The 12,784-nt window shown below is 74.1% G+C and carries 7 protein-coding genes; all 7 read left to right on the top strand.

Features of this window, described 5'->3' with window-relative positions:
* Genes AC07AG_RS06025 through AC07AG_RS05995 form a run of 7 tightly spaced genes read left to right on the top strand, consistent with a single transcriptional unit; the run spans position 1 to position 12,782 of the window.
* Positions 1-5,919: a CHAT domain-containing protein gene (locus AC07AG_RS06025; RefSeq protein WP_478752328.1), complete on the top strand. Its 5,919-nt coding sequence runs from the start codon at positions 1-3 to the stop codon at positions 5,917-5,919.
* Positions 5,916-6,275, top strand: a complete 360-nt coding sequence (locus AC07AG_RS06020) for a hypothetical protein (protein ID WP_478752326.1) — start codon at positions 5,916-5,918, stop codon at positions 6,273-6,275. Before AC07AG_RS06025 ends, AC07AG_RS06020 begins: the two co-directional genes overlap by 4 nt.
* Before the next feature lie 31 nt (positions 6,276-6,306).
* Entirely contained in the window at positions 6,307-6,774 is a 468-nt protein-coding gene (locus tag AC07AG_RS06015; RefSeq protein WP_478752325.1) for a nucleotide exchange factor GrpE, read from the top strand.
* Entirely contained in the window at positions 6,771-8,915 is a 2,145-nt protein-coding gene (locus AC07AG_RS06010; RefSeq protein WP_478752323.1) for an Hsp70 family protein, read from the top strand. The genes AC07AG_RS06015 and AC07AG_RS06010 overlap by 4 nt, the downstream gene beginning before the upstream one ends.
* Positions 8,912-10,789, top strand: coding sequence for an Hsp70 family protein (locus AC07AG_RS06005; RefSeq protein ID WP_478752321.1), 1,878 nt, complete (start codon positions 8,912-8,914; stop codon positions 10,787-10,789). Before AC07AG_RS06010 ends, AC07AG_RS06005 begins: the two co-directional genes overlap by 4 nt.
* A complete protein-coding gene (locus AC07AG_RS06000; protein WP_478752319.1) occupies positions 10,786-12,306 on the top strand; it encodes a hypothetical protein in 1,521 nt (506 codons plus the stop codon). Before AC07AG_RS06005 ends, AC07AG_RS06000 begins: the two co-directional genes overlap by 4 nt.
* Positions 12,303-12,782 carry a hypothetical protein gene (locus AC07AG_RS05995; RefSeq protein WP_478752317.1) on the top strand — a complete coding sequence of 160 codons (480 nt, stop codon included), beginning with the start codon at positions 12,303-12,305 and terminating at the stop codon, positions 12,780-12,782. Before AC07AG_RS06000 ends, AC07AG_RS05995 begins: the two co-directional genes overlap by 4 nt.
* Positions 12,783-12,784 lie beyond the last annotated feature (2 nt).

Here is a 12,784-nt window from a genome sequence, read left to right as displayed (position 1 = left end):
ATGCTCGCCTACGAAGAACTCCGCATCCGTATCCGCCCCATCGGCATGTCCCGCTATCTCGTCACCGCCAACGGCCCCGCGACCGCCGCCGAAGTGATCGCGGTGAACGGCGAACCCGCCGCGTTCCGCGCCCAGTGGGACCAGCTGATCTCGGCCGAGCTCGGCCTGTCCCCCATGGGCGAGCAGCACACGGTGGCGCAGCTCAGGGGCCTTGGCCGCGGCGTCTTCAGCCTGCTCTTCGGTACGGGCGGAGGCGAGCGGCACCCGGAAGGTGTCGGTGCGTGCGTCGGCCTGGCGTTGGAGCGGGCGCAGCGGATGCGGCCCGCGCGCGGGCTGCGGATCCGGTTCGACGTGCCGGAGGAGCTGCGCGACCTCCCGCTGGAGGCGCTGTGCGCGCCGCCGGGACAGCCGCAGCAGTCGCTCGCCCTCAACCACGGGTACTCACTGGTGCGTTCGCTGCCCGGCGGCCCGCTGGGCCAGCGGCTTCCCGAGCCCGCGGACGAGCCGAGCCTGATCCGGCTGCTCGTGGCCTGCGCGTCGCCCGTCGGCGCGGGCCTCCCGCCGCTGCGTCCCGACGCCGAAGTGGCCGCTCTACGGCACGAGTTGCCCGAGGTCGCGGTGCGGACCACGGTGCTCGGCCGTGCGACGCGCAAGAGCCTGGAGGCGGCCATCGGCGCCCACTCCCCGCTGCCGACCGCGCTGCTGCTCATCGCGCACGGGACGTACGACCATGAACTCGGCAAGGGCGTGGTGGCCCTGGAGACCGAGGACGGCGGAGTCGACCGCGTGCCCGCCGACCTGCTGAGCGGGATCCTCCTGAAGGCCCCGGGGCTGCGCCTCGTGACGCTCAACCTCTGTTCCGGGGCGGACAGTTCGCTCGCCGAGCCGTTCTCCGGGCTAGCCCAGGCGCTGATCGGCGGGGGCGTGCCTGCCGTGGTGGCGATGCGGGGGCGGGTGAGCGATGTGTCGGCGGGGCAGTTCAGCCCGGAGCTGTTCAAGGGGCTCGCGGCGAACCGCACCATCGACGAGGCCGTGGGCGCGGCGCGACGCCGCATCTCGCATCTGCCGGGGCACACGGCGGTGGAGTGGGCGACGCCCACGCTGTTCCTGCACGAGTCCTGTCGGCAGGGCTGGCTGTTCAAGGCGCGGGAGGTACGGGACGACGGCGGCGCGGTCGCCGATCCGCTGCGCGAGGGCGCGGACGCGCTGCGGGCCTTCCAGAGCCCGGTCGGGCACGTCGACTCGACGGTTCTGATCGGTGCGGCGCGGTTCCAGCGCGATCTGGGGCAGTGGGCGCAGGTGCAGCGGATACTGCGGGCCGAGACCCGTCAGTTCGAGGACGAGCAGCGGCGGCTGCGGGCGGAGGCGGCGTTCGAACTCGCCTGGGACGAGCTGGAGAAGCTCTGCGCCCTGCTGGCGGCCGAGCGGGACGCGGACGCCGTCGTCGACCAGTTCGCGTCCCTGCGTGACGCGCTGCCCGGACCGCCGCCGGCCTGCCTCACCGCGGAGGTGGAGCGGCTCCGGCACCTCACGGGGCTCGCGGAGCGGGCGCGCGCGGCCGAGGAGGCCGGCAACTGGGCCGAGGCGATCGCGCGGTACGAGGAGCTGCTCACCGCCCACCCCGCGGGCATCAGGGGCGCGGCGTCCCGCCTGGCCGCGGCCCGCGACGAACTCCACGTGGCCGAGGCCTTCGCCACCGCCGAGCGGGCCCGCCACCGCACCGACTGGGCGACCGCCGCAGCCGCGTACGCCGATGTCGTCGCCCGGCGCTCCGGCCATGAGGGTGCCAGGGCGGGCGCCGCGTACGTGGGCGGCCGGGTCGCGCAGGACGCCGGGGAGTGGGGCACGGCTGAGGCGGGGTACGTGGCGTGCGCGGGGCTCGCGGATTCCGTGGCGCGGGCGGCGTACGTCCGGGGGCGGGGGGCGGTCGAGGCGGAGGATTGGGGGGCGGCGTACGCGGGGTTCGCGGAGGCGGTGGCCGAGGCGGAGGCGGAGGCGCTGAGGGCGGAGGGCGGAGAGTCGCGGCGGACCGGCGAAGCTCCCGGGGCGGGTCCCGGAACCGACCCCGGAGAGGGCCCCGCAGCGAAGAACTCCGGAAAAGGCCCCGGAAGCAGCACCGCAGACAGCCCCGGCCCCGGCCCCGGTCCCGACCCCAGCCCCGACCCCGGCCCCGACCTGCCCTCCTGGCACGCCTACGCCTCCGGACGAGTCGCCGAGGGCGGGCGCGCCTGGGCCGAAGCCGCCGAGGGGTTCGCCCGCGCCGGTGGCTTCCTGGACGCAGGCGTACGGCTGCTGTACGCGCGGGGCCGGTGTGCCGCGGAGCGGGAAGCCTGGCCCGAGGCGCTCGTCGAGCTGGAGGCCGCCGCCGCTCAAGGGTGGGACACGGAGCCGTGGTTGAGCGGGCTGCGGGAGCGGACGTACCGAGCGGCACTGGACGCGGCGGGGGTCGGGAACTGGGCGGATGCGCTGGCGAACCTCGACCTGTTGCCCCCTGGCTACCGCGACGTGGGGCCGCGCAAGTGCTACGTCCGGGGCCAGGTCGCGGCATCCGGCGGCGACTGGACGAAGGCGGCGGAGGCGTTCGGGGAGTGCGCCGATGCGGGCCCGGCCGATGCGGGCTGCGGATTCGACGACGCCGACGCGCTGCGGACGTACGCGCAGGGGCGCCGCCGCCAGGACGAGTCGCGCTGGCAGGACGCGCTCGCCTGCTTCACCCGGCTGTCGTCGGACCTCCTCGACGTGCCCGACCGCCTCCTGTACGCACGCGGCAGGGCGGCCGACGCCCGCGCCGAGTGGGCCGGCGTGATCGACGGCTTCGGCCGGTTGCCCGACACGTACGCCCACGGCGAGGTCCGCGACCGCCGCCGCTACGCGCGCGCCCGCGTCGCCGCCGAGTTGCGCGGCGACTGGGGCGCGGTGCTCAGCCTGCTCACGGACGTACCGGACACGGGCCGCGCGGGCGCGGTCGGCATCCTGCGACGCAAGGCGGAGGGCCGCCTTGCGGAGGCGGCGGGCGACTGGGGCGGCGCCTGCGAGATCTACGCACGGGCGATTCCGGCAGGTGCCGAAGGGGGCGACGGTTACGCGCGGGACGCCCGCACGGAGGGCGCCAACGCGGAAGGCACGCATGCCGTGTACGGCGACACGGACGGCGCCCCTCCCGCGTACGGCGACACGGACGACGCCCCTCACCCCGACCCCCACGACAACCCCGGCCAAGAACTCCGCCACCTCCACCGCTACGCCCTCGCCCGCGCCCACGAGCTCGTCGGCGCGTGGAGTGACGTCTGCCTTGCCTACGATGCGCTGCCCGACAGTTGGGCCGATGTCGTCGTGCGGCGGCGGTACGCGCGTGCGCGGATCGCCGAGGGGGGCGCCGCGAGTGCCGTGGAGTGGCGTGCCGTCGTGGCCGCCTTCGGTGCCGTGGAGCAGGGAGCGTTCGAGGACGTCGCCGCTCGCCGGAGGTACGCCCTGGTGCGGCTCGCCGAGGCCGAGGGGGACTGGGACCGGGTCCAGGACGAGGCCGCCGCGCTCGGGGATCACCGGGACGCCGCCGCGCTCGGCGCGTACGCGCGCGGGCGCCTGGCCGACGCCCACCAGGAGTGGCAGCAGGCCGCCGATGCCTTCCGGGGGTGCCTGCGGCATCGGGACGCGGAGGCTCATCTTGCGTACGCCCAGGGCAGGTTGCTGGAGGCGGACGGGCGGTGGAGCGATGCCGTCGCCGCCTACGAGCGGGCCGGTGGCGGTCTCGACCGGGCCGACGCGCGGTGCCGCAGGCTCCGCCGGCTGCTCGAACTGCTGCCGTGGGCCGACGGGCTCACCAGCGCCCCTCTCGTGGCCGACCCCTTCGCGTCGAGCGACCGCACGTACCCGTACTTCGCGCTGCGTGACGCGGGCGTCGATCCCGGCGCCACCATGGACGTCGTCAACGACGCCTCGTACACGCTCCTCGAACGCGGCGGCATGACATGGTCCGAGCGCGTCGCCTGGGACCGGCTGCGGCTTCCGGCGCGGCGGCTCCAGCTGGACGCACTCCTGTACCGGTGGCACTCCCCCGCCGCGCTGCGCGACGCGATGGCCGGGCTCTCGCCGGACGAAGGGGCAGGGGCGGGACTCGTCGGCGATCTGTGCGAGCGGTTTCCGCAGGACGCGCCCCTCCTGCTGCTGCTCGCCCGGGACCGGGAAGCGGCCGCCGCCGAGTGGGAGCGGCGGCTCGCGGCGGCTCCGGGGGACATGGCCGTCGTCCACGGACTGGCCGCCGCCCGGTTCTGGCAGGCGCAGGAGCTGGAGCAGAGCGGTGCCTGGGAGCACGCGGTCACCGCCTGGGAGGCGGCGCTCGCCTACTGGGCGACGCTGCTGAGCGACGACGAGTACTGGGACGGCTGGCGCGCCGAGCGTGCCGCCTGCTACGCACGGGACCTGCCGGGCGAGGACATGGCCCAGCTGCGCCTCGAACTGAGCCAGCACCTCTTCGGGCAGCTGTCCGTCTGCGAACAGCGCCACACCGAGCAGGACCGACCCGAACAGGCCGCCGCCTACCAGGAGTTGGCAGCCCTGCTCGAAGCCGAGCTGGGCGCCGCCCGCGTCCTGAAGGACATGGGCGGCCTGCGTGACGTGCCGGGCGCGGGCGCCGCGCCGCTCGCCTGCGGCCCCCGCTACCTGCGCCTGCTCCACCTGGAAGCACCGCTCGGCGCACTCGCCGCGGCCCTGGACGCGGCGGCCGGGCAGGGCAAGGACCCCGGCGTCTACGCGGTACGCGAACTGCGCTGGGCCTTCTCCGAGTTGGCGCAGAGCTTCGTCCTCTCCGAGGTCCACAAGTTCGGGCCCGCCCTGCGCGCACTGCCCGCCTTCGCCACCCTCACCACGCTGCCCGCCGACTGCGCGGGCCCGGCGGCAGGACCCACGCCGTCCGCGCACATCGAGGCCTGCGCGCACTGCGAGGACTTCCTGCGCCGCAATCCCGCGTACGTCCAACTGCCCGACCGGCAGACAAAGTTGCTCAAGGACGGCGTCGAGCTGGCCGTGCGCGTGCGCCTCGCCCTGGCCCGCACCGCCCTCACCGACGGCGCGGGCGGCCTCGCCCGCGCCCTCGACGAGTGGGCCGAGCTCGTCAGGGTGTCCCGGCGGGCCGGGATGCAGGCCCGCAGCAAGAAGGCGGTGGTCGGCACCGTGCTCGGCCGCGTGGAGGCCCTGGTCGACCGGGGCGGCGCCCAGCGCGGCGACTGCCTGGACGAAGCCATCACGCTCGTCGAGGCCGTGCCGCCGGTCCTGCACCCGCTCGACCGCGATCTGGTGAACCAACTCACCACCAAGCTCTCGGCGTTGCTCTCCATGCGCGGCGTGTGGCGCGGCTACACGCGCACCAAGTACGGCATGCGTTCCGACGCCTATGGAGCGGAGGCCGACCTGCGCCGCGCCCTGACGCTCAACCCGGCGTCCAGCCACGCCCGCGACAACCTGGCGCGCGCCCTGGTCTTCACCCTCGACGCGCACACGCACACGATCCCGGGCCGCCTGAAGATCCTCCACGAGGCGCTCGGCCTCCTCGACGTGGGCCTCGGTCAGGCCCTGACGCACGGCTACCGCGAGACGCTCGGCGAGGCCCTCGACGAGCTGGAGCGGCTGCTCGCCCGGGATCTCGGGGTGGACGGACTGCGCGACCTGATGCGCAGCGACAGCGAGGAGACGCCGCCCGACGAGAATGAACTGGCCGCCTGGGCCGGGCTGTTGACGGACCGCGCCGAGGAGTCCCTCGGCGCGGGCGACATCCAGCGCACCCTGCACCATCTGATCCGCGCCACCCGCGCCGACCCGACGAACAGCCGCATCCGGCGCGCGCTGCTCGACGCCGTCCGGCGCAGACTCGACGCGCTGACGGACGGCGACGGGACGCGGGACACACAGGAGGAGGCTCAGTGATCAAGGACCCGTCGACGGCCTGGGACGGCGGCCCGTTCCCCTACGACGCGCTCGCCGAGGTGGGCGTCACCCCCCGGACGTCGCACGCCGACCTCCAGGACGTCTCCTTCGAGCTGCTCGCCCGGCGCCTGATGACACCGGTCACCCAGCAGGCATGGGACGAGCTGCGCGTCGTACACCGCCGGATGGTGGCCGAACTGCTGCTGTACGACGTGGACTTGGAGTCGGACGCCACCGCAGCGGAGGCCGGTCTCGACCGCGCCCTCGCCGCCGCCGAGCACCCCGAGCCGACCGCCTTTCCGCTCCCGGAGGAAACCGCCCGCCTCCTCGACGACCTCATCACCTTCGACACGTGACGCCCCCGCGACACCGAGGAGCCCGCCTTCGATGAGCACGCAGGACCCGCACCCGCACCCGCGCCCCGCGACGACGGCCACCGCCGCGCGCCTCGCCTACGAGAACTCCCTGGCCCTCACCGCGCGGGACGCCGCCCACCGGGCGCTGACCGAACAGCTGCTCCTCGTGCTCGCCGACACGCTGGACTCCTTCGACCGGCTGCTCGCCGAAGGGGCTGACGTCGACCCGCGGGCGTACCGCAGAAGTCTGGAACTGATCGCCCGGCAGCTGGAGACGGCCATGACGGGACAGGGAGTCGAGCCCGTGGGCCGGGTCGGCGAGCGTGCCGACCCGGCTACCCACCACGTCGCCGAGGTCCGCACCGTACCCGGAGCTGCCGACGACGAAGTCCTGGAGATTCTGCAGCGCGGATACCGATACCGGGGGCACGTCCTGCGCGCCGCCCGGGTAGTTGTCGCCGTGACCGGCGGCGCCGAGCAGGGAACGGAGCGTTCATGAAGGCCATCGGCATCGATCTCGGCACCACGAACAGCGCGGTGGCGGCCCACGACCCGCACCGCGCGGACATCGCGGTGCTCACCAACAGCAAGGGCGAGCGGCTCACCCCGTCCGTGGTGGGCCTGGCCCGGCAGGACCGCCCGCACCAGCCGCTGGTCGGCGAGGACGCGCTGAACTGGGCGATCAGGCAGCCCAAGGACACCGTGGTGTCCGTGAAGCGCCTGATGGGACGGGACTTCGCGGACACCTCGGTGGCCGAGGCGCGCGACAGGCTGAGCTACGAGATCGTCGCGGGCCCCGACGACGACCCGCGCGCGCACGTGGTGCTCGGCGAGAAGACGCTGACGCCCGCCGACGTCTCGCGGATGATCCTGGAGAAGCTCGTCCAGGACGCGACGCGGACCCTGGGCGAGCAGGTGACGCACGCCGTGATCACCGTGCCCGCGTACTTCCGCGACGCCCAGCGGGCCGCGACCCGTGAGGCGGCCGAGCGTGCGGGCCTGGTGGTGAAGAAGATCGTGGACGAGCCGACGGCGGCCGCGGTCGCCTTCGGCCTGCACAAGCCGGGCGGCGAGCGCAGCCGCGTCCTGGTCTACGACCTGGGCGGCGGCACCTTCGACATCTCGGTCCTGAACGCGGTCAAGGACCGGGAGGGCAACAGCCAGTTCCAGGTGCTGCGTTCGGCCGGCGACATCTGGCTCGGCGGCGACGACTTCGATCTCGCCATCGTCGAGCGGATCATCCAGTGGATGAAGGACGAGCACCAGGTCGACCCGTCGGGCGACAAGGCGTTCCTCTTCCAGGCGAAGAAGGCGGCCGAGCGCGCCAAGCGGGAGCTGAACGACCTCGACGAGACGTACATCGTGATCCCGGCGGCCCACCGCAGCCGGAAGGGCGTCCTCGTCGACGTCGAGATGACGCTCTCCCAGGGCGAGTTCAACGCGATGATCGCACCCCTCGTGTCCCGGACGATGGGCCTGGTGACGGAGACCCTCGGCCGCTACGAACTGACGCCCACGGACATCTCCGACGTCCTCCTGGTGGGCGGCGGCACGCTCACGCGGCCCGTCTACGAAGCGGTCGAGGCGTACTTCGGCAAGGACAAGGTCCGCAGGAACATCAACCCCATGGAGTGCGTGGCGTTCGGGGCGGGGGTGCTCGCCGAGACCCTGGACGGCGTGGAGTGCCCCGACCCGCAGTGCGCGAAGGTCAACGACGACTCGGCGCAGACCTGTGAGGACTGCGCGGAGAGCCTGGTCAACGCCCGGCCCGTCGGCTCCACGGGTCTCTACGAGTCGACGCCCATGGCGATGGGGATCGCCGCGGTCAAGGGCTCCCAGCGGGACGTGTTCGTCGAGATCATCCCGGCCGGTTCGCCCTACCCGCTGCCCGAGCCACGGCAGCGCACCTTCCACGCGACCGACAGCCGCCGCATCCGCGTCCCGGTCTACGAGGGCGACAGCCAGGTGGCGAGCGAGAACCACGAGCAAGGTGTCGTCGAGTTCGACCTGCCGCAGGAGATCGAGGTCAACCGGCACGTGGACGTGTCGTTCAACTACTCCGCCGACCGCATCATCACCGTACGCATCAGTGTGCGCGGCACGGACATGACGCTCGAGGCGACCCCGAACCGCGAACGGCCGAGGACCCCGCCGCCGGAGACGGGTGCGGAGGTCGACAGCCATGTGCTGCGCGAGGAGCTGGGGTACGCCGAGCGGGAGGCTGACCACTTCCTGAAGCGGTACGGCACGTACATCGAGCCGGTGCAGGCGATGAAGGTGCGCCGCGACATCGAGCAGGCCCAGCGGGCGGCGGCGATGGGCGACAGCGGCGAGTACAAGCGGCTCACCGAGCTGCTGCTCGACGACGTGTTCCACCAGTGCGGTCTTGCCAGCCAGTTCCGGCAGGCCGAGCTGGCGTCGGAGGGCGCGCCGCCGGACACGGTGCGGCAGATCAACGAAGCGGTCGACTTCGTCAAGCAGGCCCACCGGCAAGGCAACCGGGTGCAGACGGCGCAGCAGGCCCGCAACCTCCGCAGTCTGGTGGCGGTGGCCCAGTCGGAGCGCCGGGTGCAGTCGCTGCCCGACCGGCCCGACTACGGCGGCATCCTCCAGGTCGGGGAAGACACGGTCGAGGGATGACCGCGGCGGTGGGGCGCACCCCTGTGTGCCTCGGGCTCGACTTCGGCAGCACGGGCGTGCGCGCGCTGTTCGCGCTGCCCGGAGAGGCCGCGCGTCGGCTCGACCACGCGGCGGGCGACTGGCCGTGGCCGCTGTGCGAACCCGCCCCTGCGGGCGTGCTGCCCGTCGCCTTCCCCGGCGTCAAGAGCCGGCTCGGCAGCGGGCGGCCCGTCCGGGTGCGGGGGGCGTCGCTCCCACCCGAACACCTGGTGGTCCGGATGCTGCGGGTGCTGCGGGAGCGTGTCGAGGCACAGACGTCGGGGACGGTCGCGCAGACCGTGATCAGCGTGCCCGCGGCCTACCAGTCGGCGCAGCGTTCGGCACTGCGGGACGCGGCGCGGGACGCGGGGCTCGCGCCCACGCGGCTGATCAGCGACGCGATGGCCGCGGTCGTCGGGCACGCGTCGGAGCGCGAGAGCGGCACCTTCCTCGTGTACGGGATGGGGTACGAGGGCTTCGAGATCGGCCTGGTCCGCGGCGTGCGCGGGCACTACCGCGCGCTCGGCCACGAGGGTGCGGTCACCTCGGGCGGTCGCGCGTTCGACGGGGAGGTGCTCTCGTCGGCCGTACGGCTGCTGCGCAGACACCGGGGGCCCGGGGCGGTGTCGGGGGTGGCACCGGAGGTGTGGCTCGCGCTGCGGGCGCGGGCGCAGGAGGCGCGGGAGGCGCTGAGCACACCGGGCAGCGCGGGGGCCGCCGAGTTGTCCCTGGACGTGGGCACGGGGCCGCCGCTGGAGGTGCGGATCACCCGGCCCCATCTGGACGCCTTCCTCGCCCTGCACGTGCGGCGCACGGTGGACCGCGCACGCTCGCTCCTCGACCAGTCGGGAATGACGCCGGCGGACGTCGACACGCTGCTCCTCACTGGCGGCAACACCCTGATGGAACAGGTGAGTTCGGGGGTGGCCGAGCTCGGCGGCCACCGGGTGCAGGCACCGCCCGAGCTGCTTGCCCTGGGGGCGCTGAAGCACGCGGTGCGGCTCGCGGGCGGTGCGGCCGCCGGGTCCGCCGCCCTTGAGGAGGGCCCGCTGCAGCCCGCCGACCCCGCCGACGACACGCTCTCGGACCCGCCTGCCCTGACGGCCACGCTGGTCGGGGGCGGGAGCGGGGGCACGGAGCCGGTGCGGGGCGCGCCGCCCGGCCGGGACGTGGAGCGGGCGCGGGTGCTCGCGGGGCAGGGGCGCACGGATGAGGCGGTGGCGCTGCTGCGGGGGATCGTCGCGGAGGCGGGGGCGCTGCTCGACACGCTCACGTCGAAGGCGGCGCAGGCAGGGCAGGCGCCACAGGCACCGCACACACCGCAGGCACCACGCGCACAGGAAGCGGCGCCGAGAGCGCTGCCGGATCCGCCGCCGGTGGCCGCCGAGCCCGACACACCGCCTCCCGCCGACCGGATCGCGCTGCGGCAACTCGCCCGCGCGGAGAGCTTGTTGGAACTCGGGCGGTACGACGATGCCGTGCAGGCCTCGCACGCGGCGTGGCTCGGGGCGGCCACCAAGGCCGCGGGGGCCGACGTGCTCGACGCGATGATCGACGTGCACTGCGCGGCCGCGATGGCCGACTCCGCGCCCGGCCATTTCCCCGACGCCGAGCGGTGGCTGCGGTGTGCGTACAGCCATGACCCGACCAGCGAGCGCGTGCGCGGGCTCCTCGCCGAGCGCACCTACCGGCACGCGGTCGAGGTGCAGCGTCTCGGGGGGCGCGATGAGGCGATTGAGGCCCTGGGGAAGTGCCTCACATGGGATCCTGAACACGCCGATGCCGAGGCCCTGTTGCGGCGGTTGAACCGCGACGGAAGGAGCCGGCGAGGCCCGAGAACAGGGGGAAGCGTTTGACGCCCGCAGAACTGCTGGACAAGCAGAAACTCGTCGACGAGTTGCAGCGTCTGGCAGCCCATCCATCACTCGCGCCCCGCTCGGCCGAACTGTCGGTACTGGCACAGGACTTGAAACCGGCCCACCAGCTCGACCGGTGGGCCGAGGTGGACCTCGTGGACGCCTACGTACGCCCCGAGAGCGTGGTCACTGCGCCCCTCGGGCAGGCGGGGCGGCACGACGGCCGCCTGGAGGCCGCGCTGGGGATCCTCGTCTTCATCCCGCTCCTGGTGACGTGGTTCGGGCTGCGGGAGGCGGTGCGGGCGTACGGGGAGCTGAGCAAGGAGGACCCCAAGGAGTCGACGCGGCCCTTCCTCCAGCTGTGGCAGTCCGGCTTCGGCGGGCATCTGTCGGCCCTCGGCCGCTTCGAGAACGTCGCCCTGATGGCGGTGCTCCTGATCGCCCTCCTCGTCCTGCTCTCGGTGTGGCACGCGAGGGTGCGGGCGCGCACGGAGCGCGAGGAGACGGAGCAGCAGAGCGAACGGGAGCGCCTGCTCGCCGAGCTGGCGTCCGTCCTCACGCGTACGCAGATGGTGCTCGCCCCGCACCGCAGCGCGTCGCCCCAGCAGTTCACCTCCGAGCTGACCAAGGCGGCCACCCAGATGCGGCAGCTCGCGTCGAAGGCGGAGACCAGCCACAAGGCGCTCACCGGCACGACGACGGCGGTGAGCAGGTCCATCGACGCGCTGAAGGCCGCGGCGGACGCGCTCACCATCGAAGTGCCGAAGCTGGGCGTCGCGGCGTCCCGCATCGAGCAGACCTTGCGCGACGGCAGGACGGCGGCGGACAAGGCGAGCGTGGCCGGCGCGGACGCGGCGCGCGGGATCGCCGACCGCGTCAAGGCGGCGGGCGACACGGTCGAGACCTCCCTGAAGTCCCTGATCGCGGCCCAGCAGTCGCTCGTCACGAAGTCGGAGTCGGTGGCGGCGGCCACCGACCGGGCATCCCAGGCGCTGGTCGCCAGCACGGGGCGCACGGGCGACGCGGTGGAGGGCATGCGTGAGGCGACGGAGCGGTGGGACGCGGCGGCGGCGCACTGGCAGGACGCGGCGGCGCGGCTCGACGCACGGATCGGGGCGCTGGTGGGGGCGCCGGGCCTGCCGGGCTCGGCCACCCTGCCCGCATCGGCCCTGCTCGGGACACGGACCGTGCCCGCGTCGGCCGGAGCCGACGGCAACGGACATGCGTGGGGCGGCTCGAACGGCGATCCGGCGGTCGGCCACGGCTACCCGCCCAATGGGCACGGCGACGGCGACGGGCCGACCGCCGCCGGCCCCCACAACACCGATCACGCCAATCACGCCAATCACACCAATGACCCCGACGGCCCCGACGGCCCCGACGGCCCCGACGACGATCTCCGGAGCGAAGCGACCCGTGTGCTGCCCGGCCGCGGGCGTCACATCCCCTCTCCGGCGGGCCCCGTCGACGCGCCGCCGCAACCCCGGAACCAGCCGCCCGGCGGGAGCGACGCGTGAGCCGACCGCGGCGCCGGGGGCGGATCAGCGTGGTGGTCCTCGCGGGGTGGCTCTTCGCCGATCTGCTCCTCGTCCTTGCCCTGGTGTCGATGGCCGACCGCCCCGACCCCCTGGCCGACCGCCCCAAAGCGTCCAAGGGGCCATCGAAGCCACCGCAGTCCAAGCCCCCCACGGGCCCGCGCTCGGTGGAGCTGAAACCGGAGGAGTTCCGGGTCAAGGGCGCGGACAAGGGTGATCTCACCCGGCAGATCCACAAGAACACCGGGAAGTGGGCGGGCCGGGAGGCGGCGCTGGTGCTGACGTTCGGCGGTTCCGGCAACGGCGAGACGTACGCGCACCGCGTCAACTCGCTGCTCGGCAAGGGCCGTCCGGGCATGTTCACCAAGAAGACGGCGACGGACGACTTCCACAACCTGGGCGACCCCGCGTCGACGGCGAAGGTCCGGGTGTACTTCTACACGACGCCGGGCGGCTGAGC

The sequence above is a fragment of the Streptomyces sp. NPDC044044 genome (assembly GCF_056434405.1).
The sequence above is the reverse complement of the archived record's forward strand: the minus strand, read 5'-3'. Positions and strand labels throughout refer to the sequence as shown.

What these genes read in the sequence shown, in the direction of transcription:
- AC07AG_RS06025 (WP_478752328.1), top strand. Translation starts at nt 1, where the DNA reads ATGCTCGCCTACGAAGAACTCCGCATCCGTATCCGCCCCATCGGCATG.
- AC07AG_RS06005 (WP_478752321.1), top strand. Translation starts at nt 8,912, where the DNA reads ATGACCGCGGCGGTGGGGCGCACCCCTGTGTGCCTCGGGCTCGACTTC.
- AC07AG_RS06010 (WP_478752323.1), top strand. Translation starts at nt 6,771, where the DNA reads ATGAAGGCCATCGGCATCGATCTCGGCACCACGAACAGCGCGGTGGCG.
- AC07AG_RS06015 (WP_478752325.1), top strand. Translation starts at nt 6,307, where the DNA reads ATGAGCACGCAGGACCCGCACCCGCACCCGCGCCCCGCGACGACGGCC.